At 72.4% G+C, this 22,123-nt stretch carries 17 protein-coding genes; 11 read left to right on the forward strand and 6 right to left on the reverse strand.

Annotation, left to right across the window (positions count from 1 at the left end; translation table 11 throughout):
* Positions 1 to 152: 152 nt before the first annotated feature.
* Complete coding sequence (locus AC5L35_RS31290) at positions 153 to 737, forward strand: Lrp/AsnC family transcriptional regulator (protein WP_495063330.1); 585 nt, start codon at positions 153 to 155, stop codon at positions 735 to 737.
* A 75-nt stretch (positions 738 to 812) separates the two neighbouring features.
* Here the strand turns inward: AC5L35_RS31290 and AC5L35_RS31295 are convergent, their stop codons facing one another.
* The 3 genes from AC5L35_RS31295 to AC5L35_RS31305 all read right to left on the reverse strand — a co-directional run bounded on the left by AC5L35_RS31295 (position 813) and on the right by AC5L35_RS31305 (position 2,473).
* Positions 813 to 1,169, reverse strand: a complete 357-nt coding sequence (locus AC5L35_RS31295) for an avidin-fold protein (RefSeq protein WP_495063331.1) — start codon at positions 1,167 to 1,169, stop codon at positions 813 to 815.
* A gap of 92 nt (positions 1,170 to 1,261) precedes the next feature.
* Positions 1,262 to 1,540: a YggT family protein gene (locus tag AC5L35_RS31300; RefSeq protein ID WP_495063332.1), complete on the reverse strand. Its 279-nt coding sequence runs from the start codon at positions 1,538 to 1,540 to the stop codon at positions 1,262 to 1,264.
* 60 nt (positions 1,541 to 1,600) lie between these two features.
* The gene (locus tag AC5L35_RS31305; protein ID WP_495063333.1) at positions 1,601 to 2,473 is read right to left on the reverse strand and encodes a helix-turn-helix domain-containing protein; all 873 of its coding nucleotides are present in this window, start codon (positions 2,471 to 2,473) and stop codon (positions 1,601 to 1,603) included.
* Positions 2,474 to 2,564: 91 nt separating this feature from the next.
* Between AC5L35_RS31305 and AC5L35_RS31310 the strand changes: the two genes are divergently transcribed.
* The 8 genes from AC5L35_RS31310 (at position 2,565) to AC5L35_RS31345 (ending at position 14,941) form a co-directional block, all read left to right on the forward strand.
* The gene (locus AC5L35_RS31310) at positions 2,565 to 5,954 is read left to right on the forward strand and encodes a DUF5107 domain-containing protein (RefSeq protein ID WP_495063334.1); all 3,390 of its coding nucleotides are present in this window, start codon (positions 2,565 to 2,567) and stop codon (positions 5,952 to 5,954) included.
* Complete coding sequence (locus AC5L35_RS31315; RefSeq protein ID WP_495063335.1) at positions 5,954 to 7,273, forward strand: cellulase-like family protein; 1,320 nt, start codon at positions 5,954 to 5,956, stop codon at positions 7,271 to 7,273. Before AC5L35_RS31310 ends, AC5L35_RS31315 begins: the two co-directional genes overlap by 1 nt.
* Before the next feature lie 37 nt (positions 7,274 to 7,310).
* Entirely contained in the window at positions 7,311 to 8,594 is a 1,284-nt protein-coding gene (locus tag AC5L35_RS31320) for an ABC transporter substrate-binding protein (protein WP_495063336.1), read from the forward strand.
* Complete coding sequence (locus tag AC5L35_RS31325) at positions 8,591 to 9,535, forward strand: carbohydrate ABC transporter permease (RefSeq protein ID WP_495063337.1); 945 nt, start codon at positions 8,591 to 8,593, stop codon at positions 9,533 to 9,535. Before AC5L35_RS31320 ends, AC5L35_RS31325 begins: the two co-directional genes overlap by 4 nt.
* Position 9,536: 1 nt before the next feature.
* Positions 9,537 to 10,394: a carbohydrate ABC transporter permease gene (locus tag AC5L35_RS31330; RefSeq protein WP_495063338.1), complete on the forward strand. Its 858-nt coding sequence runs from the start codon at positions 9,537 to 9,539 to the stop codon at positions 10,392 to 10,394.
* Positions 10,391 to 12,493: an alpha-galactosidase gene (locus AC5L35_RS31335; protein WP_495063339.1), complete on the forward strand. Its 2,103-nt coding sequence runs from the start codon at positions 10,391 to 10,393 to the stop codon at positions 12,491 to 12,493. Before AC5L35_RS31330 ends, AC5L35_RS31335 begins: the two co-directional genes overlap by 4 nt.
* A complete protein-coding gene (locus AC5L35_RS31340) occupies positions 12,490 to 13,371 on the forward strand; it encodes a hypothetical protein (protein ID WP_495063340.1) in 882 nt (293 codons plus the stop codon). Before AC5L35_RS31335 ends, AC5L35_RS31340 begins: the two co-directional genes overlap by 4 nt.
* Positions 13,372 to 13,540: 169 nt before the next feature.
* A complete protein-coding gene (locus tag AC5L35_RS31345; protein WP_495063341.1) occupies positions 13,541 to 14,941 on the forward strand; it encodes a S41 family peptidase in 1,401 nt (466 codons plus the stop codon).
* Between the two features lie 124 nt (positions 14,942 to 15,065).
* Here the strand turns inward: AC5L35_RS31345 and AC5L35_RS31350 are convergent, their stop codons facing one another.
* Entirely contained in the window at positions 15,066 to 15,962 is an 897-nt protein-coding gene (locus tag AC5L35_RS31350; protein WP_495063342.1) for a serine hydrolase, read from the reverse strand.
* Positions 15,959 to 16,852: a LysR family transcriptional regulator gene (locus AC5L35_RS31355; protein ID WP_495063343.1), complete on the reverse strand. Its 894-nt coding sequence runs from the start codon at positions 16,850 to 16,852 to the stop codon at positions 15,959 to 15,961. Before AC5L35_RS31355 ends, AC5L35_RS31350 begins: the two co-directional genes overlap by 4 nt.
* 93 nt (positions 16,853 to 16,945) lie before the next feature.
* Between AC5L35_RS31355 and AC5L35_RS31360 the strand changes: the two genes are divergently transcribed.
* Positions 16,946 to 18,745, forward strand: coding sequence for a penicillin-binding transpeptidase domain-containing protein (locus tag AC5L35_RS31360; RefSeq protein ID WP_495063344.1), 1,800 nt, complete (start codon positions 16,946 to 16,948; stop codon positions 18,743 to 18,745).
* A gap of 16 nt (positions 18,746 to 18,761) precedes the next feature.
* On the opposite strand, the gene AC5L35_RS31365 is transcribed toward AC5L35_RS31360, so the two are convergent.
* Positions 18,762 to 20,828, reverse strand: coding sequence for an alpha-glucuronidase (locus AC5L35_RS31365; RefSeq protein WP_495063345.1), 2,067 nt, complete (start codon positions 20,826 to 20,828; stop codon positions 18,762 to 18,764).
* Positions 20,829 to 21,051: 223 nt separating this feature from the next.
* Here AC5L35_RS31365 and AC5L35_RS31370 point away from each other — a divergent pair, with 223 nt between their 5' ends.
* Positions 21,052 to 22,083, forward strand: coding sequence for an acetylxylan esterase (locus AC5L35_RS31370; RefSeq protein WP_495063346.1), 1,032 nt, complete (start codon positions 21,052 to 21,054; stop codon positions 22,081 to 22,083).
* Positions 22,084 to 22,123 lie beyond the last annotated feature (40 nt).

A 22,123-nucleotide genomic window follows, 5' to 3' on the forward strand; every position in this document is an offset into this window, starting at 1 on the left:
CCACGCGCGCGTGTCGCGGCTCGACGGATTGCGCCCGCAGACAGCGTCAACTAGACGATTCGGCCGTATCATGCGGCACTGCTTCTCAGCTCGTCCAGTAACAATCGATCACGTCGGATGAACGACACCTGTTGCGGCCAGAGAGGGCACGAATGTCCAGAGGCAAAGATGCCGAGAGCCCGTCGACTGGACGAACCGCTGGTCCACCCGACGACGTCGACCAGAGGATCCTCGCCGGGCTACGCAGCGACGGCCGGATCTCCATGTCGGCGCTCGCCGATCAGGTGGGGGTCTCCCGCGCCACGGTCTACACCCGCGTGGAGAACCTGCTCACCTCCGGCGTGATCACCGGCTTCAGCGCCCATGTCGACCCGCGCAAGGTCGGCTTCGGGATCTGCACCCTCGTCTTCGTGACGGTGAGCCCGCAGACCTGGTCCTCGTTCCGCCGCCGCGTGACGGAGATGACCCAGGTCGAGTACTGCGCCGTCACCACGGGCCAGCACGATGCGATGCTGCTCGTCCGCGCCCGGGACGTGGCCGAGGTGCACCACTTCGTCACCGACGTGCTGGCGCCACTGCCCGAGATCCGCGCGGTGGAGTCGGTGCTCGTGATGGACGAGGTGGTCCGCCGGCCCTACCTCCTGCCACACGACGTGCCCACTTCGCCGCCCCCGACCCAGCAGGTCGGCATGACGCGGTTCATCCGGGCGAGCGACGACCACGCCGGGCTCGACTAGCAGCGAGATCGACGTGGGAGTGGTGGTGGCGCGACCGCGACCGCGCTGACGTCGATGTCGACGCCACCCCGTGCGCTACAGGACTTCCGCGCAGACGCTGACCTGGTCGCCGTCGGCCGTGCGGAAGCCCTCCACGAGCCGCAGGCCGTCGTCGTGCGGCTCGATGCGGCTCTCGGCCGCACCGCCCACCACCTCACCGGTGGCGTCGACGACGTGGGTGAACCGGATCGAGATCAGCTGGTCCGTACGCGTGCCGACGAATCGACCGATTCGTACCGTGTCACCTTCGTACTCTCCCCAGACCATGCCGTCGCGCTCGTGGTAGTCGAAGACCGTGGGCGAGGCCGCATCGACCTCGCTCGCCGTGGACGACACCATGGCGAACCGCCGACCGTCGAGATCGAGGTCGGAGGCGGATCGGGCGCTGGCCATGTCGCGATCATGCCGCACCCGCGCAGCTGAGCCGATCATCGATCCCGCCGGGACCCGGGCGGGTCGGGCCGGCCGGTCGTGCGGAGCCTTGCTCAGAAGGAGAGCACGATCGACCGCAGCACGAGCACCACGAGGAACACGACCGTGAAGGCGAGGTCGATCTGCACCGAGCCGACCCGCACCGGCTTCAGCACCCGACGCACCGGCGCGAGCACCGGCTCGGTCAGCGTGTGTGACAGCCGTCGAGCCCGGGCGACCCCTCCGGAGTCTCCCGCGCCCAGCACGCCCGTCCAGTCCAGCACGGCGCGCACGACCAGGACGATCAGGAACAGCAGTAGGACGAATCCGAGCACAGCGCCGATGGCACTCATGGACATCCCCTCCGTGCCCCAGCATCCTCGCCGAGGCTGAGCGATGCCTGAGAGGGAGCCTTATACTCCCCTGTTCCCGCTGCGGTAGTCGCTGGGGCTGCATCTGTGGACCGTGCGGAACTGGCGCGAGAAGTAGAACGCGTCGGTGTAGCCGACGGCCGTCGCGATGTCGGCGATGTTCCGCGACGAGGTGATGAGCAGTTCGCGCGCCCGCGCCATCCGCAGGCGCTTGGTGTACTCGACGACGCCCCCGCCCGTCGCTGCGCGGAAGAGCGCGGAGAAATGCGATGGCGACAGCCCTGCCGTGCGGGCCAGGTCCGGCACGCTCACCGGCTTCGCGAAGTTGCGGCGCAGGTGCTCCTGGGCCTGCCGGATCGGCTCGGTCCGCTGCCACCCGCCGCCGACGGCGTCGGCCGCAAGCTGCGCCAGCAGCCCCCATCCGGCACCCGATGCGGAGATCAGGCTGGGCAGGGTCTCGTCCCGCTCGAGGAACCCGATCGCGTCGTCGATGGTGGACACTGCGCGGTAGGTGTCGTGCAGCTCGACGAGGCCCTCCCGCCCGTTCTCGATCACCACCGAGAGCAGCTCGGGCACCTGTGAGCCGGCGGCATGCAACCACCAGATCGTCCATGGGTTGCCGGGATCAGCCCAGTAGGTGTGGGCCAGGCGCGGGGGCAGGACGAGGGCGTTTCCCGGCGCGACGACGGTGGTCCGGTCCTCCACCTGGCACCGTCCGATGCCGTCGGTGCAGACGATCACGACGGCCTCGTCGGCGCCCTCCGGACGGCGTCGGCCGTGGTTCGCCGCTCGTGGGAAGTATCCGGCGTCGGTGACGAGGAGGCTCGCCGTCGGCGGCCGGCGCAACGCGGACGAGACGAGCGGGCGAGGGAGCACGCGCAGCCGTTGGCCGGGGAACCCGTCGGGCAGCAACACGGCGGCACCGTACCCCTGGTAATCGAATCGTCCAGGTAACTCGGTCGATTCGCCTATGCAGACGCGCCGCGTCCGCTCGTAGCGTCTCGGCATGCTCGACGGCGAGTCACGACTGCAGCTCCCTCCCCGCCCTGCCGAACAGGCCGGCGCGGGGGTGGCCGTCTGGCGGGACCCGTTGACGATCGACAGCTACCTCCCCGAACCGCCCGACCGCTACCCGGCCTACCTCGATCGACGCGTCTACCAGGGCTCCTCGGGCCGCGTCTACCCGCTGCCCTTCCACGACCGGATCAGCCCCGTGAAGGCCCCCGCGGAGTGGGCGGCGGTGCACCTGGAGAACCGGTGGCTGCGGGTGCTGGTGCTGCCCGAGCTGGGCGGCCGGATCCACGTGGGGCACGACCGCAGTTCGGGCTACGACTTCTTCTACTGCAACCCCGTGATCAAGCCGGCGCTCGTCGGACTCGCCGGCCCGTGGATCGCGGGCGGCGTGGAGTTCAACTGGCCGCAGCACCACCGCCCGGCGACGTTCCTGCCCACCGACGTCGAGGTCGAGCACGAGCCCGACGGCGCGGTCACCGTCTGGTGCTCCGACCACGACCCGTTCACGCGGATGAAGGGCATGCACGGCATCCGGCTGCGGCCCGACCGCGCGACGCTGGAGCTGCGGGTGCGGCTGTACAACCGCAGCGAGCAGACCCAGACGTTCCTGTGGTGGGCGAACGTCGCCGCCCGCGTCGGCCCGGACTACCAGTCGTTCTTCCCGCGCGACGTCCGCGTGGTCGCCGACCACGCGCGGCGCGCCACGACCGCGTTCCCCGCTGCCGACCGGCCCTACTACGGCATCGACTACCCGGGGCGGCACGAGCGGGTCGCGGTGGCCGCCGGCGGCAGCGAGGTCCGCGGCGACCGCCTGGACTGGTACCGCAACATCCCCGTGCCCACCTCCTACATGTGCGTGGGCAGCCGGGAAGGCTTCTTCGGCGGCTACGACCACGGCGCCCGCGCGGGCTTCGTGCACGTGGCCGACCGCTTCCTCTCCGTCGGGAAGAAGCAGTGGACGTGGGGCGACGCGCGCTTCGGGCACGCCTGGGACCGCAACCTGAGCGACGACGGCGGCGCCTACGTGGAGCTGATGGCGGGCGTCTTCACCGACAACCAGCCCGACTTCGCGTTCATCGCCCCCGGCGAGACGAAGGTGTTCTCGCAGTTCTGGTACCCGATCCAGGAGATCGGCCCCGCGCAGGCCGCCACGGTCGACGCCGCCGTGCGCGTCGACGTGGAGCCGGACGGTGCGCACGTCGGGCTGGCGACCACGTCCGAACGCCCAGGCTGCATCCTGCGGTTGGAGGACGGCGACGGCCGGGTCGTGGCCGAGGAGGTCGCCGACGTCGCACCCGGACGGCCGTGGCTGCGCAGGCTCCCGCTGACCGCCGGACAGGCGGGGGGCCGGCTGCGGCTGCGCGTGCTGCACGGCGGTACCGAGCTCGTGACCTGGGACTCCCTCGTCCCCGACGGCTCCGAGGACGTCACGGCGGCCCGGGAGCCGGCCGCGCCCGCGGACGTCGCGACCGTCGAGGAGCTCGCCGTGATCGGCGCCCACCTCGAGCAGTACCGGCACGCGACCCGGTCGCCGGAGGCGTACTGGTGCGAGGCGCTGCGCCGCGACCCCGGACACGTCGCCAGCAGCGTCGGGCTCGCCGCCAGGGCGTACCGACGCGGCGACCTGGCCGGGTCGGAGGCACTGCTGCGGGCCGCGGTCGCGCGGCTCACCACACTCAACGGGAACCCGCAGGACACCACGGCGCACTACGCGCTCGGCCTGGTGCTCGAACGGCAGGGCCGACCCGACGAGGCGTACGCCGCCTTCGCCACCAGCTCGTGGACCCGGCCGTGGCGGGCCGCGGCCGGGTACCGGATGGCACGCCTGGACGCCGCCGCCGGACGCGACGACGCCGCGCTCTCCCGGCTGGAGGATGTGCTGCGCGTCGAGCCCGAACACCTGCAGGCCCGCGCGCTGAGCGTGATCGTGCTGCGCCGCACGGGTCGCCACGAGCAGGCCTCCGAGGTCGCCGGCGCCACGCTCGCCCTCGACCCGCTCGACTGGTGGACCCGCGACGTGCTCGGGCTCCCGGTCACCACCGACGCGCAGACGTGCCTGGACGTGGCGGTCGAGCACGCCGGGGTCGGCGAGCTCGACGCGGCGCTGCGGATGCTCGACCTCGCCGCCGAGCGCGAGCCCGCCCGTGCAATCGGGCAGACGGCCACGGGGCCGCTGCTGGACTACCACCGCGCCGTCGTGCTGGAGCGGCTCGGACGGGCCGACGAGGCGCGTCAGGCGCGGGAGCGGGCGCGCAAGACCGACGCCACCTGGTGCTTCCCCGCCCGGCTCGACGACGCGTTCGTGCTGGAGCGCACCGTGGCCGCCGACCCGGAGGACGCCAGGGCCCACGCGCTGCTCGGGCACTGGCTCTACGCGCACGACCGGCCCGGCGACGCGGTGGCGGCGTGGCGCGCGAGCAGCGAGCTCGACCCGACCGACCCCGTGGTCTGGCGCAACCTCGGGCTCGCCGCCCACAACCACCTCGGCGACGCCGACCTCGCGCGGGAGGCCTACGACCGCGCACTCGCCGTCGCGGGCCCGGACGCTCGGCTGCTGTTCGAGAGCGACCAGCTCGACGCGCGCCGCGGCGTGCCCCCGCAACGGAGGCTGGAGCGGCTGCTCGCGGCCCGGGAGGTCGTCGAGTCCCGCGACGACGCGACCGTCGCGCTGGCGCACCTGCTGCTCACCGCGGGACGCCTGGACGAGGCCCGGTCGCTGCTGCTCGCCCGCACCTTCCAGCCGTGGGAGGGCGGCGAGGGCGAGGTGCTGCGGGCCTGGGACCGGCTCGCCCGCCTGCAGTCACAGCGCGAGCCGGCCGCCGGCGGGGCCGCGGTCGCGCTGCTCGACGCGGCGCTGGACCCGCCGCTCTCGCTCGGCGAGGCCCGTCACCCGCTCGCGAGCACGGCCCAGCTGCAGCTGCTGCGCGGCGACGCGCTGGCTGCGGCGGGTGACCGGGACGCCGCCGTGGCCGCGTGGGAGTCGGCCGCCGACCAGCAGGGCGACTTCCTGGTGATGAGCACCCAGCCCTACTCCGAGGCGACCGCGGCGTCCGTTCTCGCGCTGCGCAGGCTCGGCCGCGACGACGAGGCCCGGCACCTCGCCGGGGCCCTGCGCGAGTTCTGCGCCACGCTCGCGGCGACTCCCGCCACCGTCGACTACTTCGCCACATCGCTGCCGTCGATGCTGCTGTTCACCGAGGATCCGGACGTGGTGCAGCGCAGGCGGGTCGCGTTCCTCCGGGCCCAGCTCGCCGTCCTCGACGGCGACGAGAGCGACGCCCGGGACCGGCTGGCGGAGCTGCTGGCGGACGATCCGCACCACGTCGACGCGCTCGAACTGCTCGCGTCGCTCACCCCGTCGACCGTCCTCGAGGAGGCCTGATGCCGCCCGACGAACCGCTCCCCGAGCGCCTGACCATCACCCTGTGGGACTTCTCCTGGTACGTGCGCACCGGTCCCGGTGAGCCGTTCGCCGACCTCGACGCCGCCTTCGCGGAAGCCGTCGAGCGGGGCTACAACACGGTGCGGATCTGCGCGATGCCGTTCCTGCTGTTCGGCTCCGGCCTCGACACGGCGGCGCTGACCCTCGGCCCGCTGGGTGGCGACTTCGCCCAGCGGATGCGCTGGTACGACGTGAAGGCACGGACGACGATCGACGCCCGCGAGCACCTGCTCGCCCTGTTCCGCGCGGCGCGCAGGCACGGCTGCTTCGTGATCGTCTCGTCGTGGGAGTACCAGCAGAGCTCGGCGTTCGCCTCCGATCCGGCCTGGTGGGACGCCCTGCGCGCGGTGCCACCGGCGGAACGGCCGCGCCGGCTCGCGGCCGCGCACGCCGACCTGCTGGACCTGCTCGTCGCGGAGGGCCTCGACGACCGCGTGGCGTTCACCGAGATCCACAACGAGGTGCAGGTCGGGCACCTCACCGACGGGCTTCCCACCGACGCCGACACCGTGGTGGCGCTGCGGCCGCTCCTCGAGGAGGCGATCGACGAGTTCCACCACCGCCACCCCGGCCGCCGCTGCACCGTCAACTACGCGCGCGTGCCGCACGAGAGCATGCGCGGCATCCCGGAGAACGTCGACGTGCTGGCCGTCCACCCCTACATCTACGGCGTGCTCGACGCGCTCATCGACGAGTTCGGCCTTCGCCGGCCCGTGGCGCAGTTCCCGCAGGACGCGGCCGCCGCCCACCTCCTGCGGCCCGGGGCACCGCCCGCCGCCGAGTGGACGGTGCCCGCCGAGCACCGCTGGCGCCTCGACGCCACGATCGTCTCGGCCGCCGAGGCGTACGTCCACGACTGGGCCGACCCGGTGGCGTTCGACCGCTGGCTCTACGACCACTACGGCGAGCACCGCATCGCCATGGCCGAGAAGCTGCGGTTCTGGTTCGACGTGGCCGCCGACTGGGCGGCCGCCCACGACGTCCCGGTCGTCCTCGGTGAGGGCTGGGTCGGCTACACCCCACTGCACGGCACGTTCGAGGAGGGCCCGGTCGGGGCCGGGATCTGCCGCGAGGCCGTGACGCACGCCCGCCGGATCGGCGCCTGGGGCACCGTCGTGTGCTCCAACGCGGCGCCGCAGCACCCCATGTGGTCCGACGTGGCGCTCCAGCAGGAGTGCACCGCACTGTTCTCGGCGGCGTCCGCGCCGCGCACGTCCCCTGTGTTCCCCGCGCGGGAACCCACCCCGCGATCCGCCTGATCCCCGACCGCGCCAACGACGGCGCCTGGAGGTTTCCATGGGTACTCCACCGTTCTCCCGCCGCTCGTTCCTGCTCGGCGCGGCGAGCCTGACCACCGTGCCGCTGCTCTCGAGCTGCGTCGGCACCGGCGCCGATGGCGGGGCAGGCGGCGGGACGACCGCCCTGACCCTGCAGTCGTGGATCCAGGACGCCGGGCCGAAGGCGGCGCTGGAAAGCGTCGTAGCGGCCTTCGACGGGCCGCCGGTCACGTTGAACTCGGTGGCCACCGAGCAGTTCCGGGCACAGCTCTCGACGTACCTGACCAGCGCCACACCGCCCGACGTGCTCGGCTGGTACGCGGGGTCGGTCGCGAACTCCTACGCGGATGAGGGGCTGCTGCTCGACGTGTCGGACCTGTGGGCTCCCGGCGGCGCGTGCGCGGGCTTCTCCGACGCCCTGCGGGCACTGTCGACCGGCGCGGACGGCAAGGCCATCTTCGTGCCACAGAACTACTACTGGTGGTCGATCTTCTACAAGAAGTCGGCGTTCCAGCAGTGGGGCGTGCAGCCACCGAAGACGTGGGACGAGTTCATCGCGCTGTGCGACGGGCTCAAGGCCCGCGGCATCCACCCGCTCACCAACGGCATCGGGTCGACGGCCTGGATGTCGGCGGGCTGGTTCGACTACCTGAACCTGCGGATCAACGGCGCCACCTACCACCGGGAGCTCCTCGCGGGGAAGCACTCCTTCGAGGACCAGCAGGTGACCGCGGTCCTGGAGCAGTACGCCCGGCTCGTCCCCTACTTCCACCCCAACCAGACCTCGTGGGACGCCCAGCAGGCGGTCACGCCCATGGTCAACAACGAGGCCGCGATGTACCTGGTCGGGGCGTTCTGCACGGAGTACTTCCCCGAGGGCCAGCGTGACGACCTCGACTTCTTCTCCGTGCCGACGATCGACCCGTCGGTGCCGAGCGCCGAGGAGGCCCCCACCGACGGGTTCTTCGCCGCGGCGGGCAGCCAGAACCCCGAGGGGGCCAAGCAGTTGCTGTCCTACCTCGCGTCGGCGCCCGCGCAGCAGTCCTTCATCGAGAAGTCCGGGTCGTCGAACCTGCCGACCTCGCCGGACGTCGACACCTCGACGTTCAGCCCGCTCGTGCAGAAGGGCATCACGCTCCTCAACGAGACCGCCGAGATCACGCAGTTCTTCAACCGCGACTCCAGCGACGCCCTGCAGACCACGGCGGACGCCGCGCTCACGCAGTTCATCGCGAACCCCTCGGACATCCGCGGCACCCAACGGCAGTGGCAGCAGGCCGCCCAGCAGGTCTTCTCGTCATGACCACGATCCAGCGGGCACCGGCGAGTGCGGCGCCCTCGACGCGCGGCCCCCGGGACCGGCGCCGCGGTGGACCGCTGCGGCGGGTTCCGCTGCTCGTGTGGGTGTTCTTGGCGGTGCCGCTGGCCGTCGAGCTGTTCTGGGTGTTCTGGCCCGCGATGAACAGCTTCTCGCTGTCCTTCACCAGCTGGAAGGGCGTCGGCGCGGCGAAGCCCGTCGGCCTGGAGAACTACCAGCGCCTCGCCGCCGACCCGATCTTCCACACGGCGTTGCGCAACAACGTGATCTGGGTGGTCGGGTTCGGCGGCCTGTCCGTCGTGGGCGGGCTGGCGCTCGCCGTCGCACTCAACCGTCCCGGGCGCGGGGTCGGGTTCTACCGCAGCGCGATCTACCTGCCGATGGTCATCTCCCTCGCCGTGACGGGCCTGTTCTGGCGCGTGATGTACCAGCCCGACGGGCCGATCGACGCCGGCCTCGGTGCGCTCGGCCTGGTCTGGCTGCAGCGGCAGTGGCTGGCCGACCCCGACACCGCGCTCTACGCCGTGCTGATCGCGGCCGTCTGGCGGCAGGTCGGCTACATCATGGTGCTGTACCTCGCCGGGCTGAAGGGCACCGACCCGACCCTCGAGGAGGCCGCGGCCGTCGACGGCGCGAACGCCTGGCAGCGGTTCTGGCGGATCGTGATGCCGCAGCTGCGAGGCGTGAACACGGTGGTCTTCGCGGTCACCGTGATCGACTCGCTGCGCACGTTCGACATCGTCTGGGCGATGACCCGCGGCGGGCCGTACAACACCACCCAGCTGCTGTCGACGTACATGTTCCAGCAGGCGTTCACGGTGGTGAACCTCGGTTACGGCTCCGCGATCGCGGTGGTGATCTTCCTGCTCGCGATCGCGTTCATCATCACCTACCTCGCCCGCCAGGCTCGTGCGGAGGAGAGCTGACATGGTCACCGCGACCTCCACGCCCCCGGCCCGCCGGAGCCACGCCTCCCGGTCGCCGTGGTTCCACATCGTCATGGTCCCGTTCACGATCCTGTGGCTCGCGCCGATTCTCTTCGTGGTCCTCGTGGCGCTGCGGAACTTCGACGACATCGCGGCCCGCGGCCTCGGCGCGCTGCCGGCGAGCCTCTCGCTCGACGGCTTCGCCGGTGCCCTCGCCGACGGCCGGGTGGGGCGCGCGCTCGTCAACAGCGCGATCGTCACCGTCTTCACCGTGGTCGCCTCGCTCGCGCTCGCGTCGGCCGCGGCCTACGCACTCAGCCGCTTCCACGTCCCGCTGCGCCGCACGATCCTGCTCATCATGCTGGCGGGGAACCTGCTGCCCCCGCAGATCCTGCTCATCCCGGTCTCGCGGATCACCCAGGACCTGGGCATCTACGACACGTTGACCGCGCTGGTGATCGTGCAGGTCGGCTTCGGGCTGGGCTTCTACACGTTCGTGCTGCACGGCTTCATGCGGTCGCTGCCGGGCGAGATCTTCGAGGCGGCGCTGCTCGACGGCGCGGGCACGGCCCGCACGTTCTGGAGCATCGTGCTGCCGCTCTGCCGCCCCGCGCTCGCCGCACTCACGGCGCTCGCCACGACGTGGATCTTCAACGACCTGATCTGGGCCATGACGGTGCTCCGCACCGAAGCGCAGTTCCCCATCACCGCGGCCCTGCTCAACCTGCAGGGCGGCTTCTCCAACTCGTGGAACGTCATCGCGGCGGGCTCACTCGTCGCCGCCGTGCCCACGGCGATCGTGTTCTTCATCTTCCAGAAGCAGTTCGTCTCGGGTCTGCTGGTGGGGTCGAACAAATGACGGAATGGACTCTCCCGACGGCCCGGTCGGAGTACGTCGTGGCCGAGACGGACGCGGGTCTCGTCCTGCGGCACTGGGGCGGTCCGGGGCAGCGGCGCGAGCTCGCTCCCCCGGCCCGCACCCCGTTCGAGGCGCCGGCCGACAAGGTGCCGCTCGAGTTCGCCGCGGCAGGCACCCGGCACGCCCAGTTCGCCGAGCTGCTCGTGCAGGGGCCCGGCGGCGTGGACGGGGCCCTGCTGCGGCTGGTTCCCGGTTCGGTGGCCGTGACCGACGACGGGCGAGACGCCGCGCTGAGCGCGCTGCTGCGCGACACGGACACCGGCATCGAGGTGGAGGTGCACGTCCGCACGTCGCGCACGCACGACGTGATCGAGCGATGGGCAGTGGTGCGCTCCCTCCGCGCCGCGGGCGACCTGCACCTGACCAGGGCGTTCGGTGCCGCCTGGAACGTGCCCGTCGGACCGGGCGCGCGGGTGACGCAGCTGGTCGGCACGTGGTCGCAGGAGTTCACCCCGGCCGAGGTCGACCTGCCCGCCGGACAGCTGAGCCTCGGAAGCCGGCAGGGCATCACCTCGCACCTGTACTCCCCCGTCGTCGCGCTGCGCGCCCGCGACTCCGGGGACGGCTGCGAGGCGTACGGGGTCGCGCTGGCGTGGAGCGGGTCGTGGCGCATGGTCGTCGACGCCGTCCCGTTCCGCGACGTCGTCCGGGTCAGCGGCGGCGGCGACGACGAGACCACCGTGGTCACGCTCGCACCCGGCGAAGAGTTCGAGACCCCGCACCTGCTCGGCGCGTGGAGCCCCGACGGGCTCGACGGGCTCGCGCGCGGCTGGCACGACTACCAGCGCGGCAGGCTCGCCCGCAGCACCGGGCCCGGGCACCGGCCGATCGTCTACAACTCGTGGTACGCCACCGGGTTCGACGTCCGGGTCCAGCACCAGCTGGCACTGGCCGACATGGCTGCGGACCTCGGCGTCGAGGTCTTCGTCGTCGACGACGGCTGGTTCAGCGGGCGCACCAGCGACCGCGCGGGGCTCGGCGACTGGTACGCCGACCCGGCGAAGTTCCCCGACGGGCTCGGGCCGCTCGCGAAAGGCGTGCTGGACCGCGGGATGCGGTTCGGGCTCTGGGTCGAGCCGGAGGCCGTCAACCCCGACAGCGACCTGTTCCGCGCCCACCCGGACCGGGTCTACCGCGCCGGCGACCGGCCGCTCACGACAATGCGCAACCAGTACGTGCTCGACCTGGGCAGGCCCGAGGTCGAGGAGTGGGCCGCCACGACGCTGCGCCGGCTGCTCACCGAGCACCCGATCAGCTACCTCAAGTGGGACATGAACCGCGCCGTGAGCGACGGCGGCAGGCCCGGCGACCCACGCGGGCGCGAGTGGTCGGTGCAGCACACCCGCGCCTACCACCGGCTGATGACGCTGCTGCGCGAGGAGTTCCCGCACGTCACCGTGGAGGCGTGCGCCGGGGGCGGCGGCCGGATCGACAACGCGGTGCTCGCCCTGTCCGACGTCGTGTGGCCGAGCGACGAGACCGGCCCGCGCGACCGCCTCGCCGTCCAGCACGGGTTCCTGTCGGCGTACCCGCCGCACGTGACGAGCTCGTGGGTCACCGACGAGCCCGACCGCCTCGACACCGAACCCGCGAGCTTCGAGTTCCGGTTCGTCGTCGCGATGGCCGGGGTGCTCGGCATCGGCGCCGATCTGCTCGCCTGGGACGAACCGACACGAGCCAGGGCCCGTGAGCTCGTGGCCCTCTACCGCGAGATCCGCCCGGTCGTGCACACCGGCTCGGTCACCCGCCACGGGCGCCCGTCCGACCCCGTCTACACCGTGCAGTACACCTCGGCGGACTCCTCACGTGCCGTGGTGCTGGCGTGGTCCCGGCCGGGCGCGGGCCGGGGCAATGCTCCCGTGCGGGTGCCGCTCGCCGGCCTCGACGACGACGCGCGTTACCGGGTGCACGCGGGCGCAGGCGAAGGCGCGGTCGAGTGCGGGGTGCTGGCCGGCCACGACCTGGCCGCCGCCGGGGTGCCCGTGCCGTTCGCGCTCGCCCCGGACTGCGACGTGATCGTCCTGGACCTGTCGGCGTGACCGGCACCCGGATCTGGCCTGCGGACGATCCGGCGTGGGAACCCCGGTCGCTGACGGTCGAGACCGACCCCGGCCTCGGCGGGCGCTGGACCTCGCTCCGCTCGGCTCGTGACGGCGTCGCAGAGCGCGAGTGGCTGTGGAACAACCCCGACCCGGAGGTGACCGCCGCGCGGTGCGCGGTCGGCCCGGGGGCGGCGTTCGTCGACGCGGGCGGCGTCGAGGAGTGCTGTCCCACCGTCCGCGGGGAGCCCGACCACGGAGCCGTCTGGTCCCGACCGTGGGCTGCCGCCGAGGGCGAGCACCGGGTCCGAGCGGGCACGCTGCGCCTGGTCCGCCGGATGCGCGCCGACGGGTCGCTCACCGTCGACTACGCCGTGACGGGGCCGCCCGGCACCCCGTTCGTCCACGCGGTGCACGCCCTGCTCGACCTCTCCCCCGCGGCCCGGCTGCACGTGCCCGGGATCCACACCGCCCACGTGCTCGACCACCCCGTAGACGGCGCCGTCGCCGTGCTGACGTGGCCGGTAGGCCCGGGCGGGACGCCCCTGGACCGGCTCGGCCCCGACGACGGCACGGCCGTCGCCGCGGTGCTGCCGGGCTGCAGTGCCGCCGCGGTGGTGGACGGCCCGGACGCCCTCGTCCTGCGCTGGCGCGTCACGGCGGGCGACCCGGCCGCCACCTGCTCGCTGCTGCTGTGGCGCAACCTCGGCGGATGGCCCGCAACGCGCCCCTACCGGTCGGTCGGCGTCGAGCCGATGGTCGGATCAACCGCCACCCTCGACGGCTCGGGTCCCGGACGGCCCGCGACCACCGGGCCGGACGGGCGACTGCGCTGGGAGCTCACGATCACCGCCTGGGGATCGACGCCGAGCCTATGAGCTGACGATTACGTGAACGCGTACGGATCACGAGTAGGCAGACGATTCCTGGTGCGCGGTTCTATTCCCTCGATGTTCGTCCGCTCACGTTCAGCAGCGGTGCGTGGGTACAGCGGCAAGCATTGCGTTTTCCTGCCCACGTGCCGACCGCCGTACCAGAAGGACGTCCATGCATCCGTCGCTCCGCGCGACAGTTCTCGTCGTGCTGGCCGTCGTGCTGTCGGCCTGCGCCGCACCGGCCACCGGCAGCCGGACCACCCCGGTGGACGGGGTGTGGCGAACCGACGGCTACGGCTGGATCGTCGCGGTCAGAGACGGTCACGCGGAGACGTTCGACACCACATCGGTCAGCTGCCTGCCCAACCAGACCCTGACCCAGCTCGGGACGGCCGGGCCGGACGGCACCGTGCAGTACGGCAACGACGACCAGGTGGCCGTGGAGACATTGCACCGGACGGCGAACGGCCAGGCTGCTCTGCGCCTGCTGGGCACCGCGGCGGACATCGACCTCGTTCCGATCTCCGCGCTGCCCGCGGCGTGTACCCGGGAAACGCCGGACAACCCGCTCACCGACTTCGACATCTTCTGGGCGACATTCGCGGAGAACTACAACTCCACCCAGCGCAAGAACGTCGACTGGAACGCGATTCGAGAGAAGTACCGGCCGATGGTGAACGCCGGCACCACCCCCGACGAGCTGTACCGAATCCTCGTCGACATGATCAGGCCGCTCGGTGACGCGCACGCCTCCATCGACGGGCCCGGCGACAGTTCGTTCTCCGGGAAGCGGCCGGGCACCCGCGACGGCGACGACGTATCACGCCGGGACGCCACCCGGGCCGTGGACGATCATCTCCGCCAGGACCTGGGCGTCACCGACATCCAGACCTTCGCCGACGGCAAGATCGCCTACGCCGACCTGCCCGGCGCCCGCGGCTATCTGCGCATCACCGGGTTCGAGAGCTACGGCACCGACGACAACCTCTTCCCGGAGAACAGCGCCGTGCTCGCAACGGCGCTGGACTCGGTGTTCACCCAGGCCCGGGTCCAGGCCTGGAAGGGACTGATCATCGACGTCCGCTGGAACAGCGGCGGCGACGACCAACTGGGACTGCAGGTCGCCGGGCGGCTGACCGGCACCCCCTACACCGCCTACTCCAAGCAGGCGCGCAACAACCCCGACGACCCGAGCGCCCACGGGCGCCTCCGGGTGGTGACCGTGACCCCGGGGTCCGGTCCCCGCTACACCGGACCGGTGCGGGTGCTCACCAGCGACCTGACCGTCAGTGCCGGTGAGACCTTCACGGAGGCGCTGCTGGGCCGCACGCCTGCCCCCAGCCGGGTCGGGACGGCAACCCAGGGCGTGTTCGCCGACGACATGGAACGGAAGCTGCCCAACGGCTGGACCTTCACCCTGGGCAACGAGGACTACCTCGCCCCCGACGGCCGGAACTACGAGGGCGTGGGCATCCCGCCCACCGTCCCGGCACCGGTGTTCACCCCGGACGAGCTCGCACAACACCGTGACCCGGCCCTGGACGCGCCCTGGCCCCAGCTCGGGGAGCAGTAGTCCGGCACACATCGGCCTGCCCTCGCGGGCCCGCGCTCACTCGGTGATCGCCGTGAGATCCGCCCTTGCGCCCCCGGGAGGGCGCCGGCGTGAGTCTCGAACCCGCGAGCTTCCGTTCCACGGGTCACAGCCGGCCGGAGCGCAGGTCGGTGACGGCGAGCCGCGCCGCCTGCCCGATCGCGGCGTCGGCGCGGGGTAGGGCGGCGTCGGCTCGGGCGGCGTGGGTGAACACCGCGACCGCCACGGGGTGCTCGCCCTCGAAGTGCACGACGCCGACCTCGTTGCGCAGGGCACCGAGGCTGCCGGTCTTGCCGGCCACCCGGACCCCGGCATACGGGAAGCCGGACCGCAGGCGGTGCGGCCAGATCTGGGAGTGGAGCACCTCGCGGGCGAACCGGCACTGCTCCGGTGAGGCCGCCCGGTCGGACCAGATCGCGGCGAGCAGGCCCGTCATCTCCCGTGGGGTGGTGACGCTGCCGTAGCCGGGGTCGTAGGCACGGATCTCCGGCGCGACGTCGTGGCTGGCCAGCGCCTGGAACGCGGCCGCGGTGTCGGCGGTGGCGGTGTCGGCGACGAGAGTGCGGTGCACGTCCGCCATGCCCCCACGCACCTGCGTGCGGGTGAGGCCGAGGTGGGCCATCGTCTCGTGGAGCCGGTCGAGCCCGATCCGCTCCAGCACGACGTCGGCGGCGGCGTTGTCCGACACCGCGATCATGAGGCAGACCACGTCACGCCAGGACATGGTCACCGGGTCCCGCAGCACCGACAGGCCGGTCGAGCCCGCGGTGCGCTCGGCCGGGACGATCGTGACCTCCTCCCGGGGGGCGACGGTGCCCGCGTCGACCTGGCGGCAGAAGGCCACGAGCAGGGGGAGCTTGTAGACCGAGGCCATCACCACCGGCTCGTCCGGCCCGAGCCCGATCTCCCGCGTGCGCGGCCCGCCGAGCGCTGTGGCGTGCAGCCAGCCCCGCACGCCCGCGTCGGTGAAGGCCTGCCGGATCTCGTGCTCCCGCTCGTTCACGAGGCTATCCCCCGGTCACCGGCCTCGTCGCGCAACGCCGACAGCACGGCATCCGGTACCGCCGTGTCAGGGGCCTCCTTGCGCCACACGACGCGCAGCCGCAACGGCAGTGGATCGCCGGCGACCGGACGCCGCTCGACGCCCGGTGCCGTGAGGTCCGGGTCCGCGGTGAGGGCGAACGCGCGGCCGGTGGCGACGAGGACCAGCGCGGCGCGGTCGTCGGGCGCGGAGAGCGCGGGTGCCACGAGTCCGCGCTGGTCGAGCGCGTCGAGCAGGAGGTCGTGTGCTGCCGTCCCGTGGGAGCGGGGAGGGATCGCCATCCTGAGGCCACGCAGCGACCGGATCACCACCGGCTCTCCGCTGCGTGCCGCGGGATGGGCGGCCGGCACCAGCAGCGCGGTCTCGAAGCGGACGACGGGTCCGCTGCGCAGCGCGCCCAGCAGCGCGGGATGGATCACGACGGCCAGGTCCAGCTGTCCGGCGGTCACGGCGTCGACGAGTTCCGTGGTCGAGGCCGTGGTCATCTCCACGAGACCGCCGGTCTCGGACTGGCACGCGGTCGCCACCGCTGTGGCCACCCGGGCGGTGACCTGGGGGACCGTCCCCACCCGGAGCGATGCGGCCGCGGCGCCGTGGGTGGCCGCCACCCGTCGCAGGTCCTCGGCGTCCTGCAGGAGCGCGCGGGCGCGGGGCAGCAGATCCCGGCCCGCCGCGTTCAGCCGGACGCCGCGCGGGCTCCGTTCCACCAGCACCACACCGAGGCTGCGCTCGAGTCGCTGCAGGCCCTGCGACAGTGGCGGCTGCGCGATCCCGAGCCGGCCCGCAGCCCGGCCGAAGTGCTCCTCCTCGGCAATCGCCACGAAGAAATCCAGGTGCCGGAGCAGATCCACTCCGCGAACCTACCGGCCGCGATATCAGATCAATATCGCACCCCGGCAATATTCTTATTTGCACTATCGTCGCTGCTCGGATTGCCTCTGCGCGTGCGCAGAACGAAGCAACGCCGCCTGACGATGACCGTGGTGGCGGCACTCTCGGTCACCGGCCTGGCGGTCACCACGTCGTGTTCCCTCCTTCCCGGACCCTCGGCAGCGGAGTCGGCGGTGGGCCGGTTCGTCGACGCGCTCGAACGCGGGGACGTGGCGGCGGCCGCCGCCTCGACCGACGACCCGGCGGCAGCGACGCAGACGATCACCGGCGTCCTCGACGGCCTCGGGCACCCGCGGCTCACCGCCGAGGTGCGGGAGGTCGCCGACGAGCGGTTCTCCTACCAGGCGTCCTGGGATCTCGGCGACGGACGCACGTGGTCCTATCTCGCGCACGGTGCGCTCGGAGAAGACGGCGGCGAGCGGCGGGTCCGGTGGGCCCCGTCGGTGCTGCACGACGAGCTCCGCGCCGGCGAGCACCTGGAACTCCGCGCGATGCGCACGGCAGCCGCTCGCGTCGTCGACCGCAACGGCCTCCCGCTCGTCAGGACGCAGACGGTGACGCTGGTCCGGCTCGATCCCGCCCGCACCCAGGACCTCGACGCCACCCTGAACGCCGTCGCGCCGGTGCTCGCCCGCGTGGACCCCGACGTCACCCGCGCGTCGCTCCGCGCGGTCCTCGCGTCCGGGACGACCGGCCCGACCACCCTGATCACCCTGCGCGAGGACGACGCGGCGCGCGTCGAGCAGGCGCTGCAGGCAATTCCGGGCATCGTGTTCTCGTCCCAGCAGCGGCGCCTCACCGAGCGGGGCGTGCGCTCCCCCGCCCTGTCCCAGCTGGCCCAGGAACAGCCGGAGGACGCCGGAGCGGGCTGGCAGGTCGGCACGGTCACCGCGGACGGCACCCTCCGGACCCGCCTCGCCGGGGAGGACCCCCGACCGGCGTCCGACGTGCGCCTGACCCTGGATCTCGACGCCCAGACCGCGGCCCAGAACGCCGTGAACGGGCTCGACGACGCGGCAGCGCTCGTGGCGATCCGCCCGTCCACCGGGGAGGTGCTCGCGGTGGCCCAGAACGAGGCCGCCGACGCCGAGGGCCCGATCGCGCTGACCGGTCTCTACCCGCCGGGCTCCACGTTCAAGGTCGTCACCGCCACCGCCGCACTGCGGGCCGGCCTGGCCACGCCCGACACCGTGCTGCCGTGCCCCGGGACCGAGAACGTGCAGGGGCGCCAGATCCCCAACGACGACCAGTTCGACCTCGGCACCGTCCCGCTCCACACCGCCTTCGCCCACTCCTGCAACACCACGTTCGCCCGTCTCGGCGTCGGCCTCGATCCCACCGCGTTCAGCAGCACGGCCGCGCTGTTCGGCCTCGGGCCCGACTGGGACGTGCCCGGCATGACCACGGTGACCGGCCGTGTCCCGGAGCCCGTCTCCCCCGCCGACCAGGTCGAGGAGTCGATCGGCCAGGGCCGGGTCGTGGCCAGCCCGTTCGGGATGGCGCTGGTCGCCGCCACCGCCGCCGCGGGCCGCACTCCCCACCCCACCCTGATCCAGGATCGGCCGGGAACCACCGCGACTGCTCCGGAGGCGCTCCCCGAGAACCTGCGCACCCAGCTCGCCGCCATGATGCGCGAGACCGTGACCGGCGGATCCGCCACCCAGCTCGCCGGGGTGTCCGACACGAGAGGCAAGACCGGCACCGCCCAGTACGGCGACGGCGTCCACTCCCACGGCTGGTTCATCGGCACGCGCGGCGACCTCGCCTTCGCCGTGCTCGCCGTCGGGGCGGGCAGTTCGGGCCCCGCGGTCGGGGTCGCCAAGGCCTACCTCACCGCCACCCCGGCCCGCTGACGGGAGCGCCGCCGGCTCAGTGGATGACGCGCCCGTGCCGGTCGGGGATGCCGGACTTGCGGAAGAAGTAGGTGTTGACCTGGTCGCGCCACTCCCGGGCGGAGTCCACCTGCCGCTCCAGCCGTTCCATGACGTTCGTCCAGGAGACGGCGTCCAGGCGGCCCTCCAGCGAGCGCCACAGGTCACGCACGGCCACCACGCGCTCGGCTCCGTCGACATGCGTGTCGTAGATGTGCTGGATGACGGACTCGCCGGTGTGCAACAGGTGCGTGTACGGCACGTGGTGGAAGAACAGCAGCAGTTCGTCGGGGCAGGTCTCGAGGTGCTCGTAGCGCTCCGCCCACGCCGTCGGGTACTGCCCTGAGAAGCCGGTGCCGGTGGCCACACTCCGATCCACGCCGAGGCCGTCGCGGTCGGCGAAGTGGTAGGTGCCCCACTTCGAGTACTCGTAGCCGTCGATGGCCGGCCCGTAGTGCGTGTGCGGCGTGACCATCCATCCGACACCGAGCGGGGCGGTGTACATCTCGTAGGTGCTCCAGGACCCCATCTGGATCTCGACCAGGGTCTCGTGCAGGTCGGCCGCGTCCGGGAAGGTCAGCGCGACCCACTCGTCCAGGATCTCGCGCGGCGACAGTGCCGGGTCCCACGCGAGCCGGCCGAACCCGTAGAGGTTGGCCTGCGCGAGCTTGTGCCCGGTCCAGTTCGCGTCGTCGCCGATGTTGGACACGGCACAGACACCCGAGGACGCCCGCGCCGCGCCGCGGCGGGCCAGTGCCGAGGCGAGGGTGTCGCCCCCCTCACCGCTGACGTCGAAGGCGAGGAACTCCTGCCACTGCGGCAGCAGGCAGCACAGGTCGACCTGCTGGCCGGTGTACTCCTGGGTGATCTGGAACTCCACCACCGTGTTCGTCCGCGTCATGGCCAGGGCCAGCGGGGAGACGGGCTCGCGCACCTGGAAGTCCATCGGCCCGCACTTCACCTGCAGCACCACGTTGTCGGCGAAGCGGCCGTCGAGCGACGCGAAGTGGTCGTGGGCGGCGCGGGCCCGGTCGGTGCTGCGGTCGCGCCAGTCCTGCCGGTGGTCGTAGACGAAGCAGCGCCAGAACACCCTGCCGCCGAAGGGCGCCAGTGCACCCGCCAGGAGGTTGGCCCCGTCGACGTGGTCCCGGCCGTAGTCGAAGGGGCCCGGTCGGCCCTCGGAGTTGGCCTTCACCACGAACCCGCCGAAGTCGGGGATCTCGTGGTGGATGCGCTCGGCCACGCCCCCCCACCACGCCACCACCGATGCGTCGCACGGGTCGGCGGTCGGCAGGTCACCGAGAACGAGCGGGGCGGCGAAGTTGACGCTGAGGTAGGTGGAGATCCCGAAGCCCCGGAAGATGCGGGCGACGTCGGCCACGTCGGGAAGGCCGTCGGTCAGCAGGCGCACCGCTGCCGGATGCACGTTGACGTTGTTGATCGACACCGCGTTGATGCCGACGGAGGCCAGCAGGCGTGCGTAGTCGGCGATGCGGCGGCGGTCGTCCACCATCCGCCCGTCACGGAAGAAGATCGAGTCGCCTGCGTAGCCGCGTTCGACGCTGCCCAGGTGGTCCCTGGCGCTCGGGTTGTCCCACTGGTTGATCATCCGGAGGGGCAGAGCCGGTTCCTGCACCACGTCCAGCGTGGGCAGCACGTCGGCCGAGCCCGCCCTCCTCAGCAGGTGGAAGTACCCGTACAGCAGCCCGCGCTCTCCGGTGGCCACCACGGCGGCGGAGCGGCCGTCGCCGACGAGGGCGAAGCCCTCCTCGCCCAGCCCCGCTGCCGCGTCGACGGCACGACGCAAGGGACCGCTGAGGGGGGTGGTGGCGCCGGCCAGCAGATCGCGACGGGCGAGCACGAGCGCCGGTTCGCCCGTCGGGTCGCCACCGACCGTGCCGGCGGGCCCGACCGCCGTCTCCAACTCCTGGCGCAGGGTGTCCGCGACCGGTCCGGCCCCCAGCAGGCTCACATGCCGCCCGCGCAGCAACGCGGTGGTGGCAGGCCCGAGCCAGCACGGGTCGATCATGGGGGTGGGCGGCCTGGCGACGTGGCCAGCGCTCATGGCTCTCCTGTCCTGTCTGCACGGCTCCGGCGAGCCTCGCGGTGCTGATGATCCTCTGCAACTCTGCATCGTTTGCACAAACACCGCAGAAACACTGTCCGCCAGGCATAACGGTGGTCGCGGACATGGCGCCTGTGAGCTGCACGAAGTCACTGTCCGTAGTTTTCTGCAAGCGTGTGTGCTCTACTGGCTCCTGACCGCGACTCCGAGGACGAGGACGCGCATGGCACAGTTCGACCTCCCGGTGGCCCAGCTCGAGCACTACCTGCCCGACGTCAGGGAACCCGCCGACTTCGACGCGTGGTGGGCCTCGACCCTGGACCAGGCCCGGCACACTCCCGCCGTTCTCGCCGTCGATCGGGTCGACACCGGGCTCGTGCTCGTCGACACCTGGGACGTCACCTTCGCGGGGTTCGACGGCCAGCCGATCGAGGCGTGGTTCTCCCGTCCGGCGGCGGGCCACGGCGTGGACGGCGACCAGCCGCTCCCCGCCGTCGTCGAGTACGTCGGCTACGGACGGGGACGCGGACTCCCCCACGAGCGGCTGGCGTGGGTGGGAGCGGGCTACGCGCACCTGGTGATGGACAGCCGCGGCCAGGGCAGCCAGTACGGCTCGGGAGGCGACACCCCGGACCCGGTCGGTTCCGCGCCCGCCGCGCCGGGGTTTCTCTCCCGCGGGATCCTCGACCCCGCCGACTACTACTACCGCCGTCTCATCACCGACGCGGTCCGGGCCGTCGACGCGGTGCGCGAACTGCCCGGCGTCGACACCGACCGCGTGGCCGTGCTCGGCAACAGCCAGGGCGGAGGCCTCGCCATCGCCGTCGGCGGTCTCGTACCCGATCTGTCGGCGGTCCAGGCGAACGTGCCCTTCCTCTGCCACGCGGAGCGCGCCCTCGAGCTCACCGAACAGGGACCCTGGCGAGAGGTGATGGAGTACCTGTCGGTCCACCGCGATGCGGTCGACACCGCGTTGCAGACACTCTCCTATGTGGACGGGGTCAACTTCGCCCGGCGGGCGACGGCTCCGGCCCAGTTCTCCGTCGCGCTGAGGGACGCGGTGTGCCCGCCCTCCACCGTCTTCGCCGCCTACAACCATTACGGGAGCAGGGCACCGCGGCGTCCGGCCACGTCGATCGAGGTGTACCCCTTCAACGGGCACGAAGGGGGCGACGCCGTGCACGGCCGACGCCAGCTCGAGTGGATGCGGCAGGTCATGCCGTCGCCGTTGACGGCACTGGGTTCGCACGCCTGACCGTGATCACCCCGGCACGCCGGTCAGGGTCCGGCCGGGG

The organism is Pseudonocardia sp. OZ21, assembly GCF_059359135.1.

Excerpts from the sequence above, each read along its gene's own strand:
- AC5L35_RS31290 (WP_495063330.1), top strand. The coding sequence starts at position 153 with ATGTCCAGAGGCAAAGATGCCGAGAGCCCGTCGACTGGACGAACCGCT.
- AC5L35_RS31295 (WP_495063331.1), bottom strand. The coding sequence starts at position 1,169 with ATGGCCAGCGCCCGATCCGCCTCCGACCTCGATCTCGACGGTCGGCGG.
- AC5L35_RS31300 (WP_495063332.1), bottom strand. The coding sequence starts at position 1,540 with ATGAGTGCCATCGGCGCTGTGCTCGGATTCGTCCTACTGCTGTTCCTG.
- AC5L35_RS31310 (WP_495063334.1), top strand. The coding sequence starts at position 2,565 with ATGCTCGACGGCGAGTCACGACTGCAGCTCCCTCCCCGCCCTGCCGAA.
- AC5L35_RS31315 (WP_495063335.1), top strand. The coding sequence starts at position 5,954 with ATGCCGCCCGACGAACCGCTCCCCGAGCGCCTGACCATCACCCTGTGG.
- AC5L35_RS31320 (WP_495063336.1), top strand. The coding sequence starts at position 7,311 with ATGGGTACTCCACCGTTCTCCCGCCGCTCGTTCCTGCTCGGCGCGGCG.
- AC5L35_RS31325 (WP_495063337.1), top strand. The coding sequence starts at position 8,591 with ATGACCACGATCCAGCGGGCACCGGCGAGTGCGGCGCCCTCGACGCGC.
- AC5L35_RS31330 (WP_495063338.1), top strand. The coding sequence starts at position 9,537 with ATGGTCACCGCGACCTCCACGCCCCCGGCCCGCCGGAGCCACGCCTCC.
- AC5L35_RS31335 (WP_495063339.1), top strand. The coding sequence starts at position 10,391 with ATGACGGAATGGACTCTCCCGACGGCCCGGTCGGAGTACGTCGTGGCC.
- AC5L35_RS31345 (WP_495063341.1), top strand. The coding sequence starts at position 13,541 with ATGCATCCGTCGCTCCGCGCGACAGTTCTCGTCGTGCTGGCCGTCGTG.
- AC5L35_RS31365 (WP_495063345.1), bottom strand. The coding sequence starts at position 20,828 with ATGAGCGCTGGCCACGTCGCCAGGCCGCCCACCCCCATGATCGACCCG.
- AC5L35_RS31370 (WP_495063346.1), top strand. The coding sequence starts at position 21,052 with ATGGCACAGTTCGACCTCCCGGTGGCCCAGCTCGAGCACTACCTGCCC.